The organism is Massilia timonae CCUG 45783 (assembly GCF_000315425.1).
GTDB lineage: Bacteria > Pseudomonadota > Gammaproteobacteria > Burkholderiales > Burkholderiaceae_D > Telluria > Telluria timonae.
This window is the reverse complement of record NZ_JH992923.1, coordinates 519987-544489: the sequence shown is the minus strand read 5'-3', so window position 1 is coordinate 544489 and position 24503 is coordinate 519987. Positions and strand designations below refer to the sequence as shown.

The window sequence follows — 24503 nt, the reverse complement described above, 5'->3', positions numbered from 1 at the left end:
TGGGTTTCAAGGCCGCTCCGCAAAGCGGCCATCTTCTCAAAATGGTGTATCAGTTTTCAATCGCTGCCTGTATCAGTTTACAACCGCTGCTGACAGAAGGCGCCAGATGGTCGACACGCTTCATCGACACAACCCAAGACTCAGCCCAATCGTAGTTGAGCGCACCTGTCGCGAGCAAGGCGAGCTTGGGACGGACCGTATCGAGGAGCTTGACGTCGGACTCTGGCACAGCGTTATGCTTCTGGTACTCGGCAATGCAGCGGCCGATTGTCCAGTTCTGTGGTTTTGGCGGCTCTCGCTCTAGAAGCGACGAGGGCACGATGCCCTGCTTCAGCAGGCCCTCAAGCTGAGCACCGTACTGCTCAGCGGCATCGCGCGTGTCGAACGTCGCCCACAGCGTCTTCGGGAGGAGTTTGTTCTTGACGCACAGTTGAAATGCGCCGGATGGGGTCTGCTTGATGGATGCCATGGCTAAGCTCTCTCAAAGCCTGCATCCGGGAGGTAACGGCCAATTGGCCGTTTCAGAGGTAGGTGAACCTCCCGCGCCGGGAGGTTTCACCACTTGGTGAACCAGCCTGATGCAGGCTAAGTCCTTGATTTGTGGAGGCGAGGACGGGAGTCGAACCCGTCTAGACGGCTTTGCAGGCCGCTGCATAACCGCTTTGCTACCTCGCCAGAGGATATAGTGCGCTTGATCGATGTGAACGGTTATGAAACACATCAACAAGGGAAGAAGGAATCTTCCTGAATTCTGGAGCGGGAGAAGAGTCTCGAACTCTCGACCTCAACCTTGGCAAGGTTGCGCTCTACCAACTGAGCTACTCCCGCTTAGGAGTGTTGCCACTTAACTCGTAAAACCTGGAGCGGGAGAAGAGTCTCGAACTCTCGACCTCAACCTTGGCAAGGTTGCGCTCTACCAACTGAGCTACTCCCGCGTACAGAACAACGATTATGACAGAACTTTGACGTTTTTCCAAGATCGCTTTACAGCTTTGCAATCTTTGGAGCGGGAGAAGAGTCTCGAACTCTCGACCTCAACCTTGGCAAGGTTGCGCTCTACCAACTGAGCTACTCCCGCTTCGTCTTTCATTCTGTTGCGTTGTTGTCGCAACAGGCAGGCATTATAGAGATTCTATTCTGTACGTCAAGGATGCCACGAAACAAATTAAATCGCCCCCGCCTTCTCCTTGATCAGGGGCCAGGCGCGGCGCAGATAATAGAACATCGACCACACCGTCAGCACGCCCGCCACCCACAGCAAGTACTCGCCCCAGAAGTGGATGTCGATGCCGAACAGGCGGTCATGGAACAGCAGCATCGGGATCGCCGTCATCTGGGCCGCCGTCTTGATCTTGCCGAGCGAACTCACCGCCACCGAGCGGGTGGCGCCGATCTGGGCCATCCATTCGCGCAGCGCCGAGATGGTGATCTCGCGGCCGATGATGATGCCGGCGATGATCGCGTCCACCCGGTCCAGTTGGACCAGCACCAGCAGCGCGCCGGCCACCATCAGCTTGTCCGCGACCGGGTCGAGGAAGGCGCCGAAGGCCGAGGTTTCGTTCCAGCGGCGGGCCAGGAAACCGTCGAACCAGTCGGTGACGGCGGCGATGATGAAGACGGCGGTCGCCGCGAGATTGCGCTCGGGGAGCGTCATCCAGTCAACCGGCAAGTAGAACAATCCGACTACGAGGGGAATGAGCGCGACGCGTAACCAGGTCAGGAGAATCGGTATATTGAAGGGCATGAGAGAGCTGATTACCGTGGAAAAATGCTTGGCCGTTAGTCTACATGGGTATGCTGGTTTGGGCCAGTTGACTCATCTGTATGGGGAGGCGCGGAGCCTGGCGGCTCAACGGTTGGCGGTTGTTTCGGGTTGACTGCATGGAAATATTGATGCAGAACGGGTAGTTCGCATGCTGGTTGAACGCGTAGACGGCAAGCCGCCCACCCCACCGTTGATTGAACGTAGGGTGGACGGGGTCATTCAATGCAGCTGCCTGTAAATCTCTTCCGCCAACGCGCTCGAAATGCCCTCCACCGTCATCAGGTCTTCGACACTCGCGTCGATCACGCCGCGCAGGCCGCCGAAGCGCGCCAGCAAGCGCTGGCGGCGCTTGGCGCCGATGCCTTCGATCTCTTCCAGGCGCGAGGCCTGGCGCGCCTTGGCGCGCTTGGCGCGCATGCCGGTGATGGCGAAGCGGTGCGCCTCGTCGCGGATCAGGGCCACCAGCATCAGCGCCGCCGATTCCTTGCCCAGCTCCTGGGCCGGGCGGCCGTCGGCGAAGATCAGGGTCTCCAGGCCCACGCGCCGCCCTTCTCCCTTGGCCACGCCGACGATCATGGAGATGTCCAGCCCCAGCTCGGTAAACACCTGGCGCGCCATCTCCACTTGCCCCTTGCCGCCGTCGACCAGCACGATGTCGGGCATCACGCCTTCCCCGCCCGCCACTTTCTCATAGCGACGCGTCAGCACCTGGCGCATGGCGGCATAGTCGTCGCCCGGCGTGATGCCGTTGATGTTGAAGCGGCGATACTCGCCGTTCTGCATCTGGTGGTGGTGGAACACCACGCACGACGCCTGGGTCGCCTCGCCCGCCGTGTGGCTGATGTCGAAGCATTCGATGCGCAGGGCATCCAGGTCTTCGCTGTCGAGCTGCAAGGTATCGGCCAGCGCGCGCGTGCGCGCCTGTTGCGAGCCCTGCTCGGACAGCAGCCGCGCCAGCGCGATTTCTCCGCCCTTGCAGGCCATCTCGAGCCACTGGCGGCGCTGGCCGCCCGGCTGCAGCACCAGGCTGATGCGGTGGCCGCACTGCTCCTGCAAGGCCATGATCAGTTCGGGCTGGTCGAATTCGACGTTCAGGATCAGGGTGCCCGGGATGAACTGGCCCGCATAGTGCTGGGCCAGGAAGGCGCACAGCACCTCGACCTCGATCGGGCATTCTCCCAGCGATTCGCCCACGTGGCTCGGGAAGTAGGCGCGGTCGCCCAGGTGGCGTCCGCCACGCACCATGGCCAGGTTGACGCAGGCGCGTCCGCCCTGCACCACCACCGCGATGACGTCCACGTCGGCGTCGCCCGTCGTCTCCATGCTCTGCGCATGCAGCACCTTCGACAGCGCCTGGATCTGGTTGCGCACCGACGCCGCCTGCTCGAACTTGAGCTCCATCGCGTAATCCTGCATCTTCTGCTCGAGGTCGGCCATCACCTCGCTCTGGCGTCCGCGCAGGAAGCGCGCCGCGTTCTCGACGTCGAGCTTGTATTCCTCCGGCGCGATCAGTTTTACGCAGGGCGCGCTGCAGCGGCCGATCTGGTGCAGCAGGCAGGGGCGCGTGCGGTTCGCATAGACGCTGTCCTCGCAGGTGCGCAGCTTGAACACGCGCTGCAGCAGCTGGATCGATTCCTTGGCCGCCCAGGCGCTGGGGAAAGGACCGAAGTACTGGTTCCTCTTGTCCAGCGCGCCGCGGTAATACGCCATGCGCGGCGCTTCGCCGCCCGTGATCTTGATGTAGGGGTAAGACTTATCGTCGCGGAACAGGATGTTGTAGCGCGGCTTGAGCGTCTTGATCAGGTTGTTTTCCAGGATCAGCGCTTCGGCCTCGCTGCTCACCACCGTCGTTTCCAGGCGCGCGATCTGCGACACCATCATCGCGATGCGTGGGCTCGACAGGTTTTTCTGGAAGTAGCTCGAGACGCGGTTCTTGAGGTTGCGCGCCTTGCCGACGTAGAGCACGTTGTCGGCCGCATCGAAGTAGCGGTACACGCCGGGTAGCCCCGGCAGGCGATTGACGACGGCCAGCACTTGCGCGCGCACGTCGGCATCCACCTTCGGGCTCAGTTCGCGGTTGGCTTCGGCGCGCATCTCCTCGCGCGCCTCCGACAGGCGCTCGCGGCCGAGCCGCGCGGCCAGTTCGGGGGTGAGTTCGACGGATGGATTGCCAGCTGCTGCGGGTTTTGCTTCGGACATTACTCTGCCAATGATGATGATGCCAACGGCGCCTGGGTCACGATCACGAAGGCGACGCCGTAGTCGGCCTCGTCGCTGATCGTCACCTGGGCGCTGAGCCGGTGCTCGCGCATGAAGTCGCCAAGGGCGCCGCTGCAGACGATGATCGGTTTACCGCTCGGGTCATTCAGCATCTGGGCGGAACGCCAGGTCATGGGCATGCGCATGCCGAGACCAATGGCTTTCGAGAACGCCTCCTTGGCCGAGAAACGAGTGGCCAGGAAGCGCAGGCCGCGCACCGCGTTCTTGGCGCTGCGGGCATGGTATTTTTCCAGCTCTTGCGGGCCGAGGATTTTCTCGGCGAAGCGCGGGCCGCTGCGTGCGAGGGCAGCCTCGACACGCGAGATCTGGACGATGTCGGTGCCGATGCCGTAGATCATATTCAAGCCCCGGCTTTCGCGGTGTAAGTCACGCCCAGGCGCGCCGCGACCATGATCGCCTTCATCTCGCGCACCGCGTTTTCCCAGCCGGCGAACAGCGCATGCGCCACGATCGCGTGGCCGATGTTCAGCTCGTGCAGGTCCGGAATCGCCGCGATCGGTTGCACATTGGTGTAGTGCAGGCCATGGCCGGCATTCACGCGCAGGCCGCGTTTCGCGGCGTCAATCACGCCCAGCTTGATGCGTTCCAGCTCGTGCGCCACTTCAGCGCCTTCGGCCTCGGCATAACGGCCCGTGTGCAATTCGATCACGGTGGCGCCGACCGCGGCCGCCGCCTCGATCTGGCGCGCATCGGCATCGATGAACAGCGAGACGCGGACGCCCTCTTCCTTCAGCTGCTTCACGGCCGCCTCGACCTCGTTGTAGTAGCGCACCACATCCAGGCCGCCCTCGGTCGTGACTTCCTCGCGCCGCTCCGGCACCAGGCACACGTCCTGCGGTTTCACCTGGCAGGCGAAGTCGATCATCTCGCGGGTGACGGCCGCTTCCAGGTTCATGCGCGTGGCCAGCAACGGACGCAGTGCCAGCACGTCGGCATCCTTGATGTGGCGCCGGTCTTCGCGCAGGTGCAGCGTGATCAGGTCGGCGCCCGCCTGCTCGGCCAGCAGCGCGGCGCGCAGCGGGTCCGGATACGTCGTGCCGCGCGCATTGCGCACGGTGGCGATGTGGTCGATGTTCACGCCCAGGTCGATCACCTGGCCGGCGGGTTGCAGGAAGCTCATAGTGTTCTTTTTACAGTTGCATCAAATCGATCAAAATCTGGCGCGTATTGAGCGGCTGTCCGCCCAGGTGGTGCGCCAGCAGGAAGCGCATCAATTGCTTGCTCTGCGCCTGGGTCGCCGGATCAGTATAGTCCTCACGCTCCATATCGAGCAGGGTCTTGCCCAACACGACGGGCCAGACTTCGCCCGCGCCCGCCGCGCGCGCGCCGCGCTCCGGATCGACCACGTAATCGCGGCCCGGCTCCACCGGGGCGCGGCTGTTCGTGCAGCGGCCGAGATCGGCTGCCACGCCCGTTTCCTTAAGTAAGGCTCTTTCGAATTTTCGCAAGACGATTTGCGCCGGTTCGCCGTGGGCGAGCTGGTTCAGGGTCGAGACGTAGTGGTCGAACAGGGCCGGATGGCGGTCGTCGCGCGCCAGCAATTTGACGAGCAGTTCGTTCAGGTAGAAGCCGCACAGCAGCGCCGTGCGTTCCAGCGGCAGCATGCCGCCCACCCACTCGGCATCGATCAGGGTGCGCAGCTCGGACTTGCCGCTCCAGGATACCGAGAGGGGCTGGAAGGTCTGCAGCACGCCGCGCAGCTTGGAGAACGGGCGCTTGGCGCCCTTCGCCACCACCCCCACCCGGCCATGGTCGCGGGTGAACATGTCGATGATGAGGCTGGTTTCTTTATACGGGTAGCTGTGCAGCACGAAACCGGGCTGGCCGACGATGCGACTATCGCGGCCCGGCGCGCGCGGGCGCTTGCCCGCGGCCGGCGTGCCCTGCTCCGGCAGGTCGTCGATGAATTGGTCGTGGCTGGACATGCGCGCGGCTAGCGTCCCTCGCCCTTACTCGTAACCGTAAGCGCGCAGGCCTGCTTCGTTGTCGGCCCAGCCGGATTTGACCTTGACCCAGATTTCCAGATAGATCGGGCCGCCGAACAGTTTCTCCATATCGAGGCGCGATTGGGTCGAAATCTCTTTCAGGCGCGCACCCTTGTTACCGATGATCATAGATTTATGGGTGTCGCGCTCGACCAGGATCGCGGCGAAGATCCGGCGCAGATTGCCTTCCTGTTCGAACTGTTCGATCAGGACGGTGCTGGTGTACGGCAGTTCGTCGCCCAGCAGGCGGAACACTTTTTCGCGCACGATCTCGGCCGCCAGGAATTTCTCGCTGCGGTCGGTGATGTCGTCCGGGCCGAAGACCGGCGGATTTTCAGGCAGGTGGCGCTTGATCTCGGTTTCCAGCGCATCGACCTGGAAGCGCAGCTTGGCCGAGACCGGCACGATGGCGGCGAAGTTGAACAGGGCCGAGATCTTTTGCGCGAACGGCATCAGGACCGCCTTGTCCTTGATGCGGTCCGATTTATTGATGACCAGGATCACCGGGACATTCTTTGGCAGCATGTCCAGCACTTGCTGGTCGGCCGGGCCGAAGGTGCCGGCTTCGACCAGGAACAGGATCGCGTCCGACGACGTCAGCGTGTTCGAGACGGTCTTGTTCAGCGTCTTGTTCAGCGCGTTGGCGTGGCGGGTCTGGAAGCCCGGGGTGTCGACGTAGATGTATTGCGCGTCGTCGCGGGTCTGGATGCCGGTGATGCGGTGGCGCGTGGTCTGGGCCTTGCGCGACGTGATCGACACCTTGGCGCCGATCAGGACGTTCATCAGGGTCGACTTGCCGACGTTCGGGCGGCCGACGATGGCGATATAGCCGCAACGGAAATTGTCGGGAGTGGCGTTCATGCTTTTTCTGTTCCTGGTTGTTCTGCTTGGGCGGCCGGTGCGGCGTCGCCCTGATTGGTGCCGATGCCGGCCAGTTTCAACTGGGCCGAGCGCTGGCGTGGCTTGCGCGCGCCGGGCGTCTTGGTCAGCGCCTTCTGGGCCGCGTCGAGCGCCAGGCTGGCGGCGGCCTGCTCGGCCGCGCGGCGGCTACCGCCGCGGCCGAACACCTGCACGTTCAGCTTCGGCACCAGGCATTCGACTTCGAATTCCTGGCTGTGGGCGGCGCCGTGGGTGGCCACCACATTATAGGTTGGCAGCGCAATACGCTTGGCCTGCAGGAATTCCTGCAGCAGGGTCTTGGCGTCCTTGCCGAGCGTGGCCGGGTCGACCGTCTCCAGCAGCGGAATATAAAACGCGCGGATCACGTCGCGCGCGCTGTCGAAGCCGCTGTCGAGGAAGATCGCGCCGAGCAGCGCTTCCAGGGTGTCGGCCAGGATCGAGGGCCGGCGGAAGCCCCCGGACTTGAGCTCGCCCTCGCCCAGGCGCAGGAATTGCGACAGGTCGAGCTTCTGGGCGATCTCGAACAGCGCCTGCTGCTTGACCAGGTTGGCGCGCAGGCGCGACAGGTCGCCCTCGTCGAGCGTGCCGAAACGTTCGTACAGCACCGAAGCGACGACGCAGTTGAGGACCGAATCGCCCAGGAATTCCAGGCGCTCGTTATGCAGACTGCTATGGCTACGGTGGGTCAGGGCTTGCTGCAGCAGCCCGATGTCCCGGAACGTATACTCTAAGCGCGTTTGCAATAACTGAAGATTCATTGTCGATGTCGTGTGCGTGGCCGGGCAGGCCACGGTATGTCTATAAAGGCTCAAGGAGCGGTGCTGTCGGCCTCGGCCACCACGCCGCTGGGGTCGGTGGTGCCGGCAAAGTCGATCAGCAGGCTGACGTTGCCCATCAACGGCAGCCGCTTTTCGTAGGCAAAGCTGATCTGCGTTTCTTCGCCAATGCGGGTGAAGACCAGGTCCTGGCCGCGTACGGCCTCGACGTCGTTGACGCTGGTATGGCGGTTGAAGGCTTGCTGCATCTCGCGGATGCTGCCGCCGCTGTCCTTGACCTTGGCGATCGCCGACTTGATCGCGTTGTACTCGATATAGGCCGGGACCATGCGCATGGCGAAGATGCCGGCCACGCCGATGACGACCAGCGCCCCGATCAGGCCGGACAGGGAAAGACCGTCTTGCTTATTCACTATCTTCCTGCGATCCATGCGCGCCCCTTGTTATTGGATACCGCCGACACGTTTCGGATTGCTGAAGTTCATCCAGACCACGAAGGCCTTGCCGACGATATTGCGATCAGGCACGAAACCCCAGTAACGGCTGTCCGCGCTATTGTCGCGATTATCGCCCATCATGAAATACTGCCCTTCCGGCACCACGCAGGTGAACTTGTCGTAGGTGTATTCGCAGTTTTCGCGCAGCGGGAAGTTGTCCACGCTGCCCAGGTCGATATTGCGCTTGTCGGCCGTGTTCAGGATGCGGTGCTGGGTCAAGCCGCCCGGGCTCGGCAGTTTCTCGACGAACTGCTTGTGGTAGATCGGATGCTGATCGTCCAGGTAGTCGTCCAGCGCCGTGTACTCGACCGGCTTGCCGTTGACCGTCAGGCGCTTGTCCTCGTAAGTGATTTTATCACCCGGCACGCCAATGACGCGCTTGATGTAATCCTGGTTCATGTCTTTTGGATACTTGAACACCATCACGTCGCCGCGCTGGGGATTATTGATCTGGATGATTTTTTTGTTAATGATCGGCAGACGGATGCCATAGGTGTACTTGTTCACCAGGATGAAGTCGCCCACCAGCAGGGTCGGCACCATCGACGACGACGGAATCTTGAACGGCTCCCACAGGAACGAGCGCAGGATGAACACCAGCGCGATCACCGGGAAGAAGCTGCCCGAATACTCGATCCAGGTCGGCTGGCGCAGGTGGGCCTGCTCGATCGCCGCGCGGTTGCCGTTGTGGTCGACCTTGATCCCATCCGCGACCAGCTTGGCGTTGCGCGTATCGTACTCGCGCAGGGCGGCATCGGCGGCGCGGCGCCGCTGTTTCGCCAAATAGAATGTGTCCAGGCACCAGATGATGCCCGTGATCACCATCAAGACGAACAGGATCAGGGCAAAATTGCCCAGGATGGGTTGCAGGTTCATTATTTATCTTCCACCTGGAGAATGGCCAGGAAGGCTTCCTGTGGAATCTCCACCGAGCCAACCTGCTTCATGCGCTTCTTGCCGGCCTTTTGCTTCTCCAGCAGCTTTTTCTTACGCGAGATGTCGCCGCCATAGCACTTGGCCAGGACGTTCTTGCGCAGCGCCTTCACGTTTTCGCGCGAGATGATGGTGGCGCCGATGGCGGCCTGGATCGCCACGTCGAACATCTGGCGCGGGATCAGTTCGCGCATCTTGGCCGCCACCTGGCGTCCGCGATACGGCGCGTTGGCGCGGTGGACGATGATGGCCAGGGCGTCGACCTTTTCGCTGTTGATCAGCATGTCGACCTTGACCACGTCGGCCGCGCGGTTTTCCTTGAACTCGTAGTCCATCGAGGCATAGCCGCGCGAGGTGGACTTGAGGCGGTCGAAGAAGTCCAGCACGATCTCGGCCATCGGGATCTCGTAGTGCAGCTTGACCTGGCGGCCGTGGTAGGCCATGTCCATCTGGATGCCGCGCTTGCCGTTACACAGGGTCATCACCGAACCCACGTACTCTTGCGGCATGTACAGGTTGACGTCGACGATCGGCTCGCGCACTTCATTGATCTTCGACGGTTCCGGCATCTTCGACGGATTGTCGACGCGGATGATGCTGCCGTCCTTCATCTCGACCTCGTACACCACGGTCGGCGCCGTCGTGATCAGGTCCATGTCGAATTCGCGCTCCAGGCGCTCCTGCACGATTTCCATGTGCAGCAGGCCCAGGAAGCCGCAGCGGAAGCCGAAGCCCAGCGCCTGCGAGACTTCCGGCTCGTACATCAGGGCGGCGTCGTTGAGCTTGAGCTTCTCGAGCGAGTCGCGCAGCGCATCGTACTGGTTCGCCTCGACCGGGAACAGGCCGGCGAACACCTGTGGCTGCACTTCCTTGAAGCCCGGCAGCGGCTCGGGCGCCGGACGGCTGGCGAGGGTCACGGTGTCGCCCACGCGGGCGGCGGTCAGTTCCTTGATGCCGGCGATGATGAAGCCCACCTGGCCGGCGGTCAGCTGTGGCAGCGACACCGAACGCGGGGTGAACACGCCGATGTTTTCCACCAGGTTGACCGACTCGGTGGCCATCAGGCGGATTTTATCTTTTGGACGCAGGGTGCCGTTGACCACGCGCACCAGCATCACGACGCCGACGTACGGGTCGTACCAGGAATCGACGATCAGGGCCTGCAGCGGCGCGTCCGGGTCACCTTTTGGTGGCGGCACTTTCGCGATCAGGGTTTCCAGCACGTCTTCCACGCCCAGCCCGGTCTTGGCCGAGCACACGGTGGCGTCGGACGCGTCGATGCCGATCACGTCCTCGATTTCTTTCTTGGCGTTGTCCGGGTCGGCGTGCGGCAGGTCGATCTTGTTCAGGATCGGCACCACTTCCACGCCCAGGTCGAGCGCGGTATAGCAGTTGGCGACCGTCTGCGCTTCCACGCCCTGCGAAGCGTCGACCACCAGCAGCGCGCCTTCGCAGGCCGACAGCGAGCGGCTGACTTCGTACGAGAAGTCGACGTGGCCCGGGGTGTCGATCAGGTTCAGGTTGTAGACCTGGCCGTCGCGCGCCTTGTACTGCAGCGCCGCGGTCTGGGCCTTGATGGTGATGCCGCGCTCGCGTTCCAGGTCCATCGAATCGAGCACCTGGGCGTCCATTTCGCGGTCCGACAGGCCGCCGCACAGCTGGATGATGCGGTCGGCCAGGGTCGATTTGCCATGGTCGATGTGGGCGATGATGGAGAAGTTACGTATGTTGTTCATTAACAAAGCTCAAAACCAAAAAGGCCGCGAAAGGCGGCGACTACGACGATATAAGGCGTACTGCCGTGCAGCATGAATTGGCTGCGCAATACGAAAAAGCGCTGCGTCGGGGGCCGTGCCGGTCCCCAGGCGAGCGCCTTGGCAAAGCAGGAAATTCTTTGGAAGGTGTGCAATCACCGCTCCGACCCGGCATTTTACCGGATTTCGAGGCAGAAAGGCCGGTTTCCAGAGGGTGGCTCAGGACGCGGCCCGCGTGGTGGCGCAGGCGGCCAGGTAGGCCCGCACCGCCGCCTCGTCCAGGAAGTAGTGGCAGAGCTCGGGCTGGCCGGGATCGCCATACAGCACCGGCACCAGCTCGTCGAAGCGCGCCACGAGCGCCGGGTCGGCGTCGACGTCCAGCACGGCGACGTCGAACGGCTGCCCGGGCGGCTCGAGCGCGCGCAGCGCCGCCAGCATGTCCTCGCACAGGTGGCACCAGCTGCGCGAATACAGGACGAAGCCTGGGCCGAACTGCGTCGGCGCAGGCGCGTGCTCGCCTCCCTGGTGCGTCACTGGCGCGGCTTGAGCGTGATGTACTGCGTGGTGTCCTCGCGCTGCACCAGCAACGCCACCGCCTTCGACTTGTCGTGCTTGGCCAGCAAGCCCTTGAACTGCTCGACGCTGGTGATCGGCGTATTGTTCCACTGCAAGATCACATCGCCCGGCTGGATGCCGGCGCTGGCGGCGGGCCCCTGCGCCTCCTCGACCAGCAGGCCGTGGTCGATCCCCAGCTCCTTGCGGTCGCTTGGGGAAATATTCGACATGTGCAGGCCCAGCGCGTCCGGCGCGGCGCCCGGCGCCGGTTTCTTCGGCTGCTGGCGGCCCGGGGTCGGACGCTCCTCTTGCAGTTCGACGATGGTGACCGGCACCTCGACCTGGGCCCCTCGGCGCCACACGGTGACGCTGGCGCGGCTGCCGACCTTGGAGGCGCCCACCAGGCGCGGCAGGTCGGTGGTCGACTGGATCGGCTGCTTGTTGAAGGCCAGGATGATGTCGCCGACCTTGATGCCCGCCTTCTCGGCCGGGCCGCCCGGCTCGACCATCGAGACTTCGGCGCCGCGCGCCTTGCCCAGGCCCAGCGACTCGGCCACGTCGCGCGTGACTTCGCTGATCTGCACGCCCAGGCGGCCACGGGTGACCTTGCCGGTGGTCTTGAGCTGGTCGGACACGCGGATGACCTCGTCGATCGGCACCGCGAACGAGATGCCGTTATAGGCGCCCGACAGCGTCGCGATCTGCGAGTTGATGCCGATGACTTCGCCGCGCAGATTGATCAACGGACCGCCCGAGTTGCCGGGATTGACCGCGACGTCGCTCTGGATCAAGGGCAGGTATTCGCCGGTATCGCGCGACTTGGCCGAGATGATGCCGGCGGTCACGGTATTCTCGAGGCCGAACGGTGACCCGATGGCCAGCACCCACTCGCCGACCCGGATCTTGCTGGAGTCGCCGGTGCGCAGGTAAGGCAGGTTGGTCGCGTCGAGCTTGAGCAGCGCGACGTCGGAGCGGCGGTCGGCGCCCAGCACCTTGGCCTTGAACTCGCGCCGGTCGGAGAGCGTCACCGTGACCTCGTCGGCGCCCTCGACCACGTGGGCATTGGTCAGGACGAAACCGTCGCTTGATATGATGAAGCCGGAGCCGACGCCGCGCTGCACTTCGCGTTCTTCTTCTTGCGGCTGGCCGCGCCGGCCGCCGCCGCGCGGGACCATCTGGCCGCCGAAGAAGCGGCGCAGGAATTCCTGCATTTCTTCTTCGCCCGGTGCGCCGCCGCGGGTGCGCACCCTTTCGGTGGTGCGGATATTGACGACGGCCGGCCCCACCTTGTCGATGACGTCGGTGAAGTCGGGCAGGCCGGTGACGGTCGGGGTGGGTACGGGGGCGGCGGCGTGGACGGGCTGGATGAAGGCCGTGGCGCCGGACACGAGCAGTGCCGACAGGAGCAGGCTGGCAGTTTTACTGGTCATGGATTCGCTATCGAATGGCTAAGATTGACTGAATGGTAAGCCAAATTGCGCGCTTTGTCGCGCCACGCCCGCCGCGCGCCGCCCACGACCGGGCAGTGAGAGAAGGAATTTAAGCCTGGGATAAGGAAGGCTGGCGGGAAGTCAGGAAGAAGCGGTCTTGGCGAGCACCGCCGCCAGGCCGGTGGACTCGGCCGCGACGGCCGCGCGGCGCAGTGGCGGCGGCTCGCCGGCGAGGCGTTCGGCTAGGCGCGCGTTGAATGCCGGCGACAGCGCCGGCGCGGCCGTGTCGCGCAGCGTGTCGCCGATCAGGTGATACAGATCCCAGGCCTGGCGGCCGTCGCTGCCCTGCAGTGCGGCCAATGCCAGCTCCAGGTCGGCGTCGAGCAAGGCGCCATCCTTCAGGGCGGATATCTGCTCGCGTAATTTTCTATTGGTGTCCATCGGCGGTTCCATCGACGTCGGTAGTGTTCAATATATGCTGTGTTCGTACGATCCCGCTACCTACCGACGTTTGTCAACCGGGAAATCGAGTAAAGGGCGTAATTTCTCGGCAATGACTTCGCGCGCGCGGAAAATCCGGCTGCGCACCGTACCTATTGGACAGGCCATCACTTCGGAGATTTCCTCATAGCTGAGTCCTTCGATTTCGCGCAGGACGATCGCCGTACGCAGCTCGAGCGGCAATGCTTCCATGGCCGCGTTGACGGTATGGGCGATTTGTTTGCTGGCGAGCATGGATTCAGGCGTGTTAATGTCGCGCAAGCTGTCTGCATCATCGAATCCTTCGGCGCGTTCGGCGTCCGTCTCGGTCGAGGTCGGTGCGCGCCTTCCCTGGGTGACTAAAAAATTCTTGGCCGTGTTGATTCCTATTCGATAAAGCCACGTATAAAAAGCCGAATCCCCGCGAAAATGGCGCAGGGCCCGGTATGCTTTGATGAAGGTCTCTTGCACCACGTCTTCGGCTTCGGCCGGATCGTGGACGAGACGCGACACCAGGCGCATCAGGCGACGTTGGTACTTGGAGACAAGCAAATCGAAAGCCCCCTGGTCCCCGGCCTGGACGCGCTCTACCAGCAACTGATCACACTCGCGTTCTGTCGTCACGGACCATGCCCCATTGGCGACCCTCTCGCGAGGAGGCACCGACTGATGCGTACAGCGCAAAAATCGGTACATCCTTAAGAGTTGGTCCCCTGCAATAAGTTCACACTGTTTTGTATCGGTATTGTTGCAGCGCCATTGGCCAGCGCACGCACGGCGACCGCCAGCGCGCGGTATTGGCCGGCGCCCACGGCGTCTGGCAGCAGCACCAGCGGCCAGGTCGCGCCGTCCTCGGCGCGCAGGCGCAGCAAGATGCAGCAGGGCCAGACCGTGGCGCCGGGCAGCAGCGTCATGGGTGAGCCCGGCTCCGGTTTCCCGGCCGCCGGCCCGCGTTTCCCCAACTCCTGTTGTACCGTCAGGCGTATCTGCCCAACTCCAGAAATATCAATCCGGCGCACCGTTGCAATCGCGTGCAAGATCGCGTTGGAATGTGTGGGGCGGTGGGCGCCTGCGGCGCCCCCATCGACGCGCCAAAGGCGGCGCGGCCAGCCGGCCACGGCGGGAAAAAGTGGGCGCGCCAGCGACAGCGCGGCAAGCAGCGGCGCGCATGCGACAGCGCCGCCGAATGCGAAGCGTTCGGGCAGCAGCAGGCCCACGGCCAGGGCAGCCGCGCACAGCGACGCGCAGAAGGCGGCGAGCACGCAGCGCAGGCGACGCGACGGCGCGATGACGGCGGACACCGCAAGCGACATGAGGCACAGGAAGAATCGAGGGAAGGACCTGCCGGCGGGCAGGATGGCGGGCGGAGGAAGCTCCTCTTCTACCGCCAGCACCGGCCGGCCGCCACGAACGGGCGACAGGCCGGGCTGTTGGAAGCGCCCATCCCGTTAGACCGGGACGGGGCGAAGTGGTTCAGACTTTGGCGAAGATCAGCGTACCGTTGGTGCCGCCGAAGCCGAAGGAGTTTTTCACCGCGTAGTCGATCTGCATCTCGCGCGCCGTGTTGGCGCAGAAGTCCAGGTCGCACTCCGGATCCTGGTTGAAGATGTTGATCGTCGGTGGCGACACCTGGTTGTGGATCGCCAGCACGGTGAACACCGATTCCAGGCCGCCGGCGCCACCGAGCAGGTGACCGGTCATCGACTTGGTCGAGTTCACGACCAGGCTCTTGGCATGGTCGCCGAACACGCGCTTGATGCCGCGCACTTCGGCCACGTCGCCCAGCGGCGTCGAGGTGCCGTGCGCATTCACGTACTGCACCTGGTCGACGTTGATGCCGGCGTTGTTGAACGCGTTGACCATGCAACGCGCCGCGCCACTGCCATCCTCGACCGGCGAGGTGATGTGGTTGGCGTCCGCGCTCATGCCGAAGCCGATGACTTCAGCATAGATCTTGGCGCCACGCGCGACGGCGTGTTCATATTCTTCGAGCACCATGACACCGGCGCCCTCGCCCAGCACGAAGCCGTCGCGGTCGCGGTCCCATGGACGCGAGGCGGTCGACGGGTCGTCGTTGCGGGTCGACAGCGCGCGCGCCGAGGCGAAACCGCCCAGGCCCAGCGGCGACACGGTGGATTCGGCGCCGCCCGCGATCATCACGTCGGCATCGCCGTACTCGATCAGGCGCGCTGCCGCGCCGATGCTGTGCAGGCCGGTGGTGCAGGCGGTGACGATGGACAGGTTCGGACCACGCAGGCCGAACTTGATCGAGAGATCGCCCGAGATCATGTTGATGATCGATGCCGGCACGAAGAACGGCGAGATGCGGCGTGCGCCGCGGTTCGCGTATTCTTCCTTGGTCGCTTCGATCATCGGCAGGCCGCCGATGCCCGAACCGATCACCACGCCGATGCGGTCCGCGTTCTCTTCGGTGACTTCCAGGCCCGAATCCTTCAGGGCCTGGATGCCGGCTGCCATGCCGAAATGGATAAAGGTATCCATGTGGCGGCCTTCCTTGCCCGGCAGGTAGTCTTCGACGTTGAAGTTCTTGACCTCACCAGCGAAGTGGGTCGTGAATGGCGCTGCATCAAACTTGGTGATGTTGGCAATGCCCGACTTGCCGGCCAGTGCCGCATCCCACGCTTCGGCAACGGTGTTGCCGATCGGTGAAATGCAGCCCAGGCCGGTGACGACGACACGGCGGTTGCGTGAACGACTCAAGCGATTCTCCCAAAAACTGTAAAGCGACTACTTAGGCCTTGACGTGCGCGGTTGCGTAGTCGATGGCTTGCTTGACGGTGGTGATCTTCTCAGCCTGCTCGTCAGGGATTTCCATTTCGAACTCGTCTTCCAGTGCCATCACCAGTTCCACGGTGTCCAGCGAGTCTGCACCGAGGTCGTCAACGAACGAGGAATCGATTTTGATGTCTGCTTCGGCAACGCCCAGTTGCTCAGCGACGATTTTTTTAACGCGTTGTTCGATATCCGACATGTTTTGGCTCCATTAAGGTATGTGTTGCGGAAAGTGCGCGCATTTTATCAGGTTTGCGACCCGAAAAACTATTTTCGGCGACTGCGGCTATTTCGCCGGAAAGTCCTGCTAAAAGTCGAGATTGCGTCCCAATCGGGACCGGCTCGCCGGGGGCGATTGGAACGCGGTCTTTATCAATTTGTTACTTTACTGATTAATTCATGTACATGCCGCCATTCACGTGCAGCTCGGTGCCCGTGATGTAGGCGGCCGTTGGCCCGGCCAGGAAGGCCACCGCATGGGCGATGTCTTCCGGCTGGCCCAGGCGGCCCAGCGGAATCTGGGTCAGCAGGGCTTCGTGCTGGCCTTCGCCCAGGGCCTTGGTCATGTCGGTGTCGATGAAGCCCGGGGCCACGCAGTTGACGGTGATGTTGCGGCTGCCGATCTCGCGCGCCAGCGCACGGGTCATGCCGGCCACGCCGGCCTTGGCGGCCGCGTAGTTCATCTGGCCCGGGTTGCCGGCCGCGCCGACCACCGAGGTGATGCTGATGATGCGACCGGCCTTGGCTTTCATCATGCCCCGCAGCACCAGGCGCGACAGGCGGCCGACGGCGGTGAGATTGGTGGCGATCACGTTGTCGAACTCGTCGTCCTTCATGCGCATGGCCAGGTTGTCCTGGGTGATGCCGGCATTGTTGACCAGGATCGACAGGCTGCCGAAGCCCTTTTGCACTTCGTCCACGACTTCCGCGCAGCGGGCCGCGTCGAGCACGTTCAGGACCACGCCCTTGCCGCCGAATTCGGCCAGGTAATCGGAAATCGCCTGGGCGCCCGATTCGCTGGTGGCGGTGCCGACGACCTTGGCGCCCTGGCGCGCCAGTTCCAGCGCGATGGCCTTGCCGATGCCGCGCGATGCGCCGGTGACGAGGGCGACTTGGTTCTGCAGATTCATAGGTTTCCTTTATCGTTTATTCGGAGATCGACGCCAGCACGCGCTCCAGCGCGGCCTGGTCGACCAGCGCTTCGCCGACCAGGTTCGCGTCGATGCGCTTGGCCATGCCGATCAGGGTCTTGCTGGGCGCGCACTCGATGACCTGGGTCACGCCGTCAGCCGCCATCTTCTGCATGGTCTCGACCCAGCGCACCGGACCGGCGGCCTGGCGCACCAGCGCGTCCTTGATCTGCTCGGGATCGTTCAGCACGGCGACGTCGACGTTGTTGATCACGTCGATTTGCGGAGCCGCAAACTTCAGCTCCGCCATATAGGTACGCAGGCGGTCGGATGCCGGCTTCAGGAGCGACGAGTGGAATGGCGCCGACACCGCCAGCTTCATGGCGCGCTTGGCGCCCCTGGCCTTGGCGATCTCGCAGGCGCGCTCGACCGCGGCGGTATGGCCGGCGATCACGATCTGGGTCGGTTCGTTGAAGTTCACGGCTTCCACGACCTCGCCCTGCGCCGCCTCAAGACAGACGGCGCGCACGTCGTCGGCCGACAGGCCCAGGATGACGGCCATGCCGCCCTGCCCGACCGGCACCGCGTCCTGCATCGATTGCGCACGGAAGCGCACCAGCGGCACCGCGTCGGCGAACGGGATCACGCCGGCCGCCACCAGGGCCGAATATTCTCCCAGGCTATGGCCCGCGACCACGTTCGGCACCGGGCCACCGGCCGCGATCCAGGCGCGGTAGACGGCGACCGCGGCGGTCAGCATGACCGGCTGGGTATTGGTGGTCAGGTCCAGGTCTTCTTTCGGACCCTCGGCGATCAGGCGCTTGAGGTCGAAGCCCAGGGCATCGGACGCTTCTTGCACCGTCTGGTCGACGACCGGGTTACCGGTGTAGCCGTTCAGCATGCCCACTGCCTGGGCGCCTTGTCCGGTGAACAGGAATGCGAATTTGCTCATCGTTGTTTTCCGTAGTTGTTGTTCTTGGAGGCCGGGCTGGCGCTTACATGCGCGCCAGCACCGCGCCCCAGGTGAAGCCGCCGCCCACGCCTTCCATCAGGACGTTCTGGCCCGGCTTGATGCGGCCGTCGCGCACCGCCTGGTCGAGCGCCAGCGGGATCGAGGCAGCCGAGGTATTGCCATGTTCGTTGACGGTGACGACCATCTTCTCGAGCGGCAGGCCGAGTTTCTTGGCGGTGCCGTTCATGATGCGGATATTGGCCTGGTGCGGCACCAGCCAGTCGATCTGGTCGGCGGCCACGCCGGCGTGGTCGAGCACCTCGTGCGCGACTTTTTCGAGCACCGACACCGCGAGCTTGAACACCGCCGGGCCATCCATGTGCAGGAAGCCGCTGCCGGCGACCGCGCCATTGGCCAGGTTGCCGGGGATCGACAGGATGTCGGCGTGGCTGCCGTCGGCATGCAAGCGGGCAGCCAGGATGCCCGGCTCGTTCGATGCCTCGAGCAGCACGGCGCCGGCGCCGTCGCCGAACAGCACGCAGGTGGTGCGGTCGTTGAAGTCGACGATGCGCGAAAACACTTCGGCGCCGATCACGAGCACCCGCTTGTGGTTGCCGGCGCGGATGAAGGCGTCGGCGGTCGACATCGCATACACGAAGCCGCTGCACACGGCCGCCACGTCGAAGGCGGCGCTGCCGTTGGCCATGCCCAGCTTCTGCTGCACGATGCAGGCCGTGCTGGGGAAGCTGCCGTGGAAGTCGGGGGTGGAACTGGCGACGATCACCAGGTCGACGTCGCCCGGCGCCTTGCCGGCCATCTCGAGCGCGCGGCGCGCGGCGTGCACGGCCAGGTCGGACGACAGTTCGTCGGCCGCGGCGAAATGGCGCGCCTCGATGCCGCTGCGGGTGACGATCCACTCGTGCGAGGTCTCGACGCCCTTCTCCGCCAGCTGGGCCGCCAGCTGTTCGTTGGTAACACGGTTGGCCGGCAGGTAGCTGCCGGTGCCGGTGATTTTGCTATACAAGGTCATTGCTTCACCATCCTGCTGGGTTATTGCGCCTGGCGCTGGCCGTCGAGCGCTGGCGCCGGCGTAACTGCGGGCGCGGCGGCTGGAGCCGTTAGCGGGGCCGTTACCGGAGAGCTCGGCATCAGTTCGGCGATCAGGGCCGACAGGTGCTCTTGCACATTATTGTGTGCGGCATCGTAGGCGCGCTTGATCGCCCACTCGAAGGCATAGGCATTGGCGCCGCCGTGGCTCTTGAAGACCAGGCCTTTCAGGCCCAGCAGGCCGGCGCCGTTGTAGCGTTCCGGATTAAGCTTCTTGAGCGCCTTGCGCGCGAACACCGCGCCCAGCATCGACATGACGCTTTCCTTGAACGTGGCCTTCATGAAGCGCGACAGGCCTTCGATCGCCTTGAGCATGACGTTGCCGACGAAACCGTCGCACACGACGACGTCGACCGTGCCCTTGAAGATGTCATTGCCTTCGACATTGCCGAAAAAGTTCAGTTTGCCACGTTCGGCGTCGGCGCGCAGCAGCACGCCGGTGGCTTTCACCGCCTCGTTGCCCTTGATGTCTTCGGTGCCGACGTTGAGCAGGCCAATGGTCGGGCGCGGGATGCCCTCGATCGCCGAGCACAGCACCGAGCCCATGATGGCGAACTGGTGCAGGTGGTCCGGCTCGCAGTCAACGTTGGCGCCGAGGTCGAGGATATAGGTCGGGCCGCCCTTCTGGTTCGGCATGATCGAGCAGATCGCCGGGCGGTCGACGCCGGCCATGGTCTTGAGCACGTAGCGCGAGACGGCCATCAGGGCGCCGGTATTGCCGGCCGAGACGCAGGCGTGGGCGCTGCCATCCTTGACGGCCTCGATCGCCACCCGCATCGACGAATCCTTCTTGCGGCGCAGGGCCACTTCGACCGGGTCCTCCATCGTGACGATTTCGGAGGCGTGCTTGACGGTCAGGCGCGGGTTATTGTCCGCGTGATGCTTCTTGAGTTCTGCGCGCAGCACATCTTCGACGCCCACGAGCACGAGCTCGGCGTCAGCTTGCTTTTTGAGAAAGGAGATGGCTGCCGGAATGGTAACTGAGGGGCCGTGATCGCCGCCCATGCAGTCAATGGATATTTTAATTGTCATTTGTTGGAGATGCCGCGGCTCACACAGGACGGGCGGCCAGAGGGGATCGGTTCGTGGCGCACATGCGCACGGGATCCAGGCTGTTCAACATGACGGCGGTGCTAGGGATGCAGCCGGTTACTGAGCAGATGCCAAAGAAAAAGCGGCGCCACGCAGATAACATACGTTGCGCCGCTTTCATGATGCTAAAAGCCAGAACGTCGATTACTCGTCGTTCTTGGTCTTCAGGACCTTGCGACCACGGTAGAAGCCGTTCGGCGAGATGTGGTGACGCAGGTGGGTTTCGCCGGTGGTCGGCTCGACTGCCAGGTTAGGGGCGGTCAGGAAATCGTGCGAACGGTGCATGCCGCGCTTCGATGGGGATTTCTTATTCTGTTGAACTGCCATGATAACTCCTAGTACAAAGTTCTAAAATTTTAACACATTCGATATGCAAACCAGATGCAAATCGAGTATCTCGGCGGCAAGCTTTTGACGGCTGCCGACATGTTGAACGCTGCTACAACTACCGCGAATGCCATACTCGATTGCACGCGTTTGACACGTTTTGTTGCAGATTTTGGGCGACATTGTTTCTACGCTGCCGCCACCGTACTGCGAAACCTGTAATGCTGATTGTTACTACTAGCTCTTCTTAGTCCGCCTTCAGGTTCTTGAGGGCGGCGAAAGGCGACACTTTATCGGTTTTCAGGCTATCGAGCAAGCCCGTATCCGGACAAACGTCATGTCGCGGCGACTGCGGCAAGGCCAGCAGGGCCTCGTCCTCGAGCAACTCGCGGATGTCGCAGGTGCGGCTGCCGACGATCACGTCGATGCTTTCGTCGTCGAGGATTTCCTCGATCGCGTCGGCATCCTCGTCGTTCTCGCCCAGCACCAGCATGGTCGACGAATCGATCTCGTGATCCATAGGCTGCAGGCAACGCTGGCACACCAGCTTCACATGCCCGGCGACCGCGAGGGTCAGCGAAGGATAGCCCTGACGGGTCTGGCCGCCCTGGATGGACCAGCGGATATCGCCGCTCTTGTCCGTGCTCTCGGCGGCGAGACGGGTCATCTCGACCAGGGGCGTAGAGCCTTCACGATGGCCGTCGTTCTTGCAAAACTCGAAGGCGTCGATGACAAAAGCGCTCATTTGGAAAGTTACCCCGGAAAACCTGCGATAATAGCAGGCTTTTCGCGCCAGCGTCAAAAAACCGTCGTATTCCTGCCAAACCGCGCCATGACACCAATGCCTCCACTCATCCTCGCATCGAGCTCCGCCTACCGCCGCGAACTGTTGCAGCGCCTTGGCCTGCCCTTCGAGGCGGTCGCGCCCGACATCGACGAGACGCCGCTGGAAGGCGAATCGCCGCAAGCCACCGCCCTGCGCCTGGCGCGCGAGAAGGCGCAGGCCGTAGCAACCCTGCACCCCGGCGCGCTGGTGATCGGCTCCGACCAGGTCGCTACGCTGGACGGGCTGCAGATCGGCAAGCCGGGCGACCATCCACGCGCCCTGGCCCAGTTGCAACTGATGCGCGGACGCGAAGTCGTGTTCCATACCGCCCTGTGCCTGTGGGATGGCCGCGTCGCCGACCCGAGCCAGGCCGCCCGGCTCGAGAACGTGCAGGTGCGCGTCGCATTCCGCGACCTGCCCGACCATGAACTCGACGCCTACCTGCGCATCGAGCAGCCGTATGACTGCGCCGGCAGCGCCAAGAACGAAGGGCTGGGCATCGCCCTGCTCGAAAGCATCCAGTCGAACGACCCGACCGCCCTCACCGGCCTGCCGCTGATTGCCCTGACCGGGATGCTGCGCAAGGCCGGCGTGCAGTTCTTCGGCGCCTGAACCACTATTGATCTCACCATGCCCGGCACCCTGTACCTGATCCCCAATACCCTCGGCCCGACCGACGCCAACTCCGGCGCCCTGAACGCCCTGCTCCCGACCCAGGTGCAGGCGCTGACCAGCAAGCTCGATTACTTCGTGGCCGAAAACGCCAAGACCGCGCGCGCCTTCCTGAAACTGATCGCGATCGACCATCCATTGGCCAAGCCGCTGCAGGAAATCGAGATCGCTGAATTGAACGTGAACACGCCGCCGGCGGCGCTGGCGCAACTGCTGGCGCCGCTGCTGGCGGGACGCGACGCCGGCCTGGTGTCGGAAGCCGGCGTGCCGGCCGTGGCCGACCCCGGCGCCGACCTGGTGCGCCTGGCCCACCAGAACGGCATCGCGGTGCGTCCGCTGGTGGGGCCGTCGTCGCTGCTGCTGGCCGTCATGGCCAGCGGCCTGAACGGCCAGAGCTTCGCCTTCAACGGCTACCTGCCGACTGACGCGGCGCAGCGCACCAAGCGCATCGTCGAGCTGGAGAAACGTTCGCGCGCCGAGCGCCAGACCCAGCTGCTGATCGAGACGCCGTATCGCAACGGCGCCATGCTCGACGCGCTGGCGGCGAGCTGCCAGCCCGGCACCCTGATCTGCGTCGCCACCGACCTGTCGCTGCCGACCGAGTCGGTGCGCACCTTGACGGCGGCCAAATGGAAGGCGGCGCTGGCGGCCAACAAGGGGCCAGACTTCCACAAGAAGCCAACCGTATTCCTGTTGCTGGGGCAATAAGCCGGCCGAGGGCCAGCGTCAGGATCGCTACTGCAGCGACTGCTGCGCTGGCGCCTGGGCGTCGTAGGTCAACTCGCGCACCCAGTCGAACGCCGCCAGCTCGATCTCGCGCACCTCGGCCACCGTCAGACCGATCTTCTTGAGCGCGCAAGCCAGCTTGCCGCCGCCCTCGGCTGCTTCGAGCAATTCGGCGATGCGCAGCATGGTGCCGAAGTCGCCTTCGCGCTCGAGCAGGGCCTCGCGCACATCGTGCGCGATGTCGACGTGGGCCAGGATGTCGGCCATCGGCACCGAGAACAGGGCTTCGGCCAGCGACATGATGCCGACCGTGAAGGCGCGGTCGGCGCTGGCGGTGTCGCCCGGACGCACGCGCAGCGTCATCAGTTCGAGCAGCTTGCCGCGCGTCGTGGCCAGCTGCAGCAGCGGCGACTTGAGTTCGACCCGGGCGCCGGCCGCGGTGTACAGCAGGATCTGCAGCCAGCGCCCCAGCTGGCGCCGGCCGAGCTGAACCAGGGCCTGCGACAGCGATTCGATGCGCGGCCCCGGCACCGCGCGGCTGTTCACCAGGCGCAGCAGGTTCAGGCTGATCAGCGCGTCGCGCTTGACGGCGGTCTCGATCGCCTGGCTGTCGGCGTTCGAGTTGACCAGTTCCAGCAGGCGCAGGATGGTGATCTCGGACGGGGTGATCTTGCGTCCGCTCAGGATCGCGGGACGCGCAAAATAATAGCCCTGGAAATATTCGAAGCCGAGTTCCATGCACAGCTTGAACTCGTCGATGGTCTCGACCTTCTCGGCCAGCAGGCGCTTGCCGGTGCGGCGCAGCGAATCGACCAACTGCGCCAGCTCGTTCGGGGCGACGCCCTTGACGTCGACCTTGATGATGTCGACCAGCTGCACCAGCTTGTCGAGCTCGCTCGAGTGCTCGACCACGTCGTCGACCGCGAACTTGAAGCCCAGTTCCTTGAGCTCGGCCACCCGCGCCAGCAATTCCGGCGTCGGCTTCACGGTCTCGAGGATTTCCAGGATCACCTTGTGGGATGGCAAGAAGCGCACGAAGTCGCTCATCAGCACCACTTCGTCGACGTTGACGAAGGCCAGCTGCTCGCCCACCACCTGTTCCATGCCGAGCTGGGAGGCATGCGAGATGACGGCGGCGGTGGCCGCCGCGCCGTCGGTCAGCTTGGCGTCGTCGTCCTCGCCGGCCGCACGGAACAGCAGCTCGAACGCCACCAGATGCTGGTCGCGCCCGAGGATGGGCTGACGCGCAAGAAAGAAATCATCGGACGGCACGGAGACCGCTGCCGTTGCATCGGCATGCATCGAAAAATACTCCTGGAAACAGTCACGGCAGCGCGCCGCGCCTGGTGGGCGGCACGCGCCATCCACCTGTGCCGACTATACTACAAAAATGCTAATCTTAGCATTTCGACATCGAATCGAACGGGGCGCGGATCAGCCGCGGCCGCCGCCACCCTGGCGGGTTCGCCCGTTGCGTGGGGCGCCCGGCGCCGCCGGTCGCGCCGCGCTGGTGCGCGCGCTGC

Annotated in this window: 28 protein-coding genes and 4 tRNA genes; 2 read left to right on the top strand and 30 right to left on the bottom strand. The window is 63.9% G+C overall.

Translation table 11 applies throughout. From position 1 onward, the window contains the following. Positions 1–49: 49 nt before the first annotated feature. The 29 genes from HMPREF9710_RS12500 to HMPREF9710_RS12365 form a co-directional block, all read right to left on the bottom strand. Positions 50–469, bottom strand: a complete 420-nt coding sequence (locus tag HMPREF9710_RS12500) for a hypothetical protein (RefSeq protein ID WP_005666838.1) — start codon at positions 467–469, stop codon at positions 50–52. A 132-nt stretch (positions 470–601) separates the two neighbouring features. After that, a tRNA-Cys gene (locus HMPREF9710_RS12495) sits at positions 602–675 on the bottom strand. 77 nt (positions 676–752) lie between these two features. After that, positions 753–828 (bottom strand) — tRNA-Gly (locus HMPREF9710_RS12490). Positions 829–859: 31 nt separating this feature from the next. Next, positions 860–935, bottom strand: a tRNA-Gly gene (locus HMPREF9710_RS12485). Positions 936–1002: 67 nt separating this feature from the next. Continuing rightward, positions 1003–1078: transfer RNA gene (locus HMPREF9710_RS12480), tRNA-Gly, on the bottom strand. An 87-nt stretch (positions 1079–1165) separates the two neighbouring features. Next, a complete protein-coding gene (gene pgsA / locus HMPREF9710_RS12475; RefSeq protein ID WP_005666836.1) occupies positions 1166–1744 on the bottom strand; it encodes a CDP-diacylglycerol--glycerol-3-phosphate 3-phosphatidyltransferase in 579 nt (192 codons plus the stop codon). A 240-nt stretch (positions 1745–1984) separates the two neighbouring features. After that, positions 1985–3859, bottom strand: coding sequence for an excinuclease ABC subunit UvrC (gene uvrC, locus HMPREF9710_RS12470; protein ID WP_143054663.1), 1875 nt, complete (start codon positions 3857–3859; stop codon positions 1985–1987). 104 nt (positions 3860–3963) lie between these two features. Beyond that, a complete protein-coding gene (gene acpS, locus HMPREF9710_RS12465; RefSeq protein ID WP_005666832.1) occupies positions 3964–4383 on the bottom strand; it encodes a holo-ACP synthase in 420 nt (139 codons plus the stop codon). Between the two features lie 2 nt (positions 4384–4385). Further along, entirely contained in the window at positions 4386–5165 is a 780-nt protein-coding gene (gene pdxJ / locus HMPREF9710_RS12460; RefSeq protein WP_005666829.1) for a pyridoxine 5'-phosphate synthase, read from the bottom strand. Between the two features lie 10 nt (positions 5166–5175). Beyond that, positions 5176–5970, bottom strand: a complete 795-nt coding sequence (recO, locus tag HMPREF9710_RS12455) for a DNA repair protein RecO (RefSeq protein ID WP_005666827.1) — start codon at positions 5968–5970, stop codon at positions 5176–5178. Positions 5971–5994: 24 nt separating this feature from the next. Further along, positions 5995–6891 carry a GTPase Era gene (gene era, locus HMPREF9710_RS12450; protein ID WP_005666826.1) on the bottom strand — a complete coding sequence of 299 codons (897 nt, stop codon included), beginning with the start codon at positions 6889–6891 and terminating at the stop codon, positions 5995–5997. Further along, on the bottom strand, positions 6888–7673 hold the full coding sequence (gene rnc, locus HMPREF9710_RS12445; protein ID WP_229409789.1) for a ribonuclease III: 786 nt from the start codon (positions 7671–7673) through the stop codon (positions 6888–6890). Before rnc ends, era begins: the two co-directional genes overlap by 4 nt. 65 nt (positions 7674–7738) lie before the next feature. Continuing rightward, the gene (locus HMPREF9710_RS12440; protein WP_229409788.1) at positions 7739–8119 is read right to left on the bottom strand and encodes a DUF4845 domain-containing protein; all 381 of its coding nucleotides are present in this window, start codon (positions 8117–8119) and stop codon (positions 7739–7741) included. A 30-nt stretch (positions 8120–8149) separates the two neighbouring features. Further along, positions 8150–9079, bottom strand: coding sequence for a signal peptidase I (gene lepB / locus HMPREF9710_RS12435; protein ID WP_005666821.1), 930 nt, complete (start codon positions 9077–9079; stop codon positions 8150–8152). Continuing rightward, positions 9079–10872 (bottom strand): translation elongation factor 4, encoded by a 1794-nt coding sequence (gene lepA / locus HMPREF9710_RS12430; protein WP_005666820.1) that lies wholly within the window; start codon positions 10870–10872, stop codon positions 9079–9081. The genes lepB and lepA overlap by 1 nt, the downstream gene beginning before the upstream one ends. Next, positions 10872–11045, bottom strand: coding sequence for a hypothetical protein (locus HMPREF9710_RS27885; protein ID WP_157225556.1), 174 nt, complete (start codon positions 11043–11045; stop codon positions 10872–10874). The genes lepA and HMPREF9710_RS27885 overlap by 1 nt, the downstream gene beginning before the upstream one ends. A gap of 64 nt (positions 11046–11109) precedes the next feature. Next, positions 11110–11424: a glutaredoxin family protein gene (locus tag HMPREF9710_RS12425; protein WP_005666819.1), complete on the bottom strand. Its 315-nt coding sequence runs from the start codon at positions 11422–11424 to the stop codon at positions 11110–11112. Further along, positions 11421–12875: a DegQ family serine endoprotease gene (locus HMPREF9710_RS12420; RefSeq protein WP_005666818.1), complete on the bottom strand. Its 1455-nt coding sequence runs from the start codon at positions 12873–12875 to the stop codon at positions 11421–11423. Before HMPREF9710_RS12420 ends, HMPREF9710_RS12425 begins: the two co-directional genes overlap by 4 nt. 141 nt (positions 12876–13016) lie before the next feature. After that, on the bottom strand, positions 13017–13316 hold the full coding sequence (locus HMPREF9710_RS12415; RefSeq protein ID WP_005666817.1) for a sigma-E factor negative regulatory protein: 300 nt from the start codon (positions 13314–13316) through the stop codon (positions 13017–13019). 60 nt (positions 13317–13376) lie between these two features. Further along, the gene (gene rpoE, locus HMPREF9710_RS12410) at positions 13377–13979 is read right to left on the bottom strand and encodes an RNA polymerase sigma factor RpoE (RefSeq protein ID WP_040776532.1); all 603 of its coding nucleotides are present in this window, start codon (positions 13977–13979) and stop codon (positions 13377–13379) included. Positions 13980–14053: 74 nt separating this feature from the next. After that, positions 14054–14749, bottom strand: a complete 696-nt coding sequence (locus HMPREF9710_RS26580; protein ID WP_051205073.1) for a hypothetical protein — start codon at positions 14747–14749, stop codon at positions 14054–14056. Between the two features lie 79 nt (positions 14750–14828). After that, positions 14829–16076, bottom strand: coding sequence for a beta-ketoacyl-ACP synthase II (fabF, locus tag HMPREF9710_RS12400; RefSeq protein ID WP_005666813.1), 1248 nt, complete (start codon positions 16074–16076; stop codon positions 14829–14831). A gap of 31 nt (positions 16077–16107) precedes the next feature. Then, positions 16108–16347, bottom strand: a complete 240-nt coding sequence (acpP, locus tag HMPREF9710_RS12395) for an acyl carrier protein (RefSeq protein WP_005666812.1) — start codon at positions 16345–16347, stop codon at positions 16108–16110. A 193-nt stretch (positions 16348–16540) separates the two neighbouring features. Then, positions 16541–17278 (bottom strand): 3-oxoacyl-ACP reductase FabG, encoded by a 738-nt coding sequence (fabG, locus tag HMPREF9710_RS12390; RefSeq protein ID WP_005666811.1) that lies wholly within the window; start codon positions 17276–17278, stop codon positions 16541–16543. 16 nt (positions 17279–17294) lie between these two features. Beyond that, entirely contained in the window at positions 17295–18230 is a 936-nt protein-coding gene (gene fabD / locus HMPREF9710_RS12385) for an ACP S-malonyltransferase (RefSeq protein ID WP_005666810.1), read from the bottom strand. A 43-nt stretch (positions 18231–18273) separates the two neighbouring features. Beyond that, complete coding sequence (locus tag HMPREF9710_RS12380) at positions 18274–19260, bottom strand: beta-ketoacyl-ACP synthase III (protein WP_005666809.1); 987 nt, start codon at positions 19258–19260, stop codon at positions 18274–18276. A gap of 20 nt (positions 19261–19280) precedes the next feature. Beyond that, positions 19281–20369: a phosphate acyltransferase PlsX gene (gene plsX / locus HMPREF9710_RS12375; RefSeq protein ID WP_051205072.1), complete on the bottom strand. Its 1089-nt coding sequence runs from the start codon at positions 20367–20369 to the stop codon at positions 19281–19283. A 204-nt stretch (positions 20370–20573) separates the two neighbouring features. After that, entirely contained in the window at positions 20574–20756 is a 183-nt protein-coding gene (gene rpmF, locus HMPREF9710_RS12370) for a 50S ribosomal protein L32 (RefSeq protein WP_005666806.1), read from the bottom strand. A 247-nt stretch (positions 20757–21003) separates the two neighbouring features. After that, complete coding sequence (locus tag HMPREF9710_RS12365; protein WP_005666805.1) at positions 21004–21501, bottom strand: YceD family protein; 498 nt, start codon at positions 21499–21501, stop codon at positions 21004–21006. A gap of 96 nt (positions 21502–21597) precedes the next feature. Here HMPREF9710_RS12365 and HMPREF9710_RS12360 point away from each other — a divergent pair, with 96 nt between their 5' ends. Both HMPREF9710_RS12360 and HMPREF9710_RS12355 read left to right on the top strand, forming a co-directional pair. After that, entirely contained in the window at positions 21598–22194 is a 597-nt protein-coding gene (locus HMPREF9710_RS12360) for a Maf-like protein (protein ID WP_005666803.1), read from the top strand. An 18-nt stretch (positions 22195–22212) separates the two neighbouring features. Next, positions 22213–22962, top strand: a complete 750-nt coding sequence (locus HMPREF9710_RS12355; protein WP_005666800.1) for an SAM-dependent methyltransferase — start codon at positions 22213–22215, stop codon at positions 22960–22962. A 27-nt stretch (positions 22963–22989) separates the two neighbouring features. Here HMPREF9710_RS12355 and HMPREF9710_RS12350 read toward each other — a convergent pair whose 3' ends face one another. After that, on the bottom strand, positions 22990–24282 hold the full coding sequence (locus HMPREF9710_RS12350) for an EAL and HDOD domain-containing protein (RefSeq protein ID WP_005666798.1): 1293 nt from the start codon (positions 24280–24282) through the stop codon (positions 22990–22992). Positions 24283–24503: the final 221 nt, after the last annotated feature.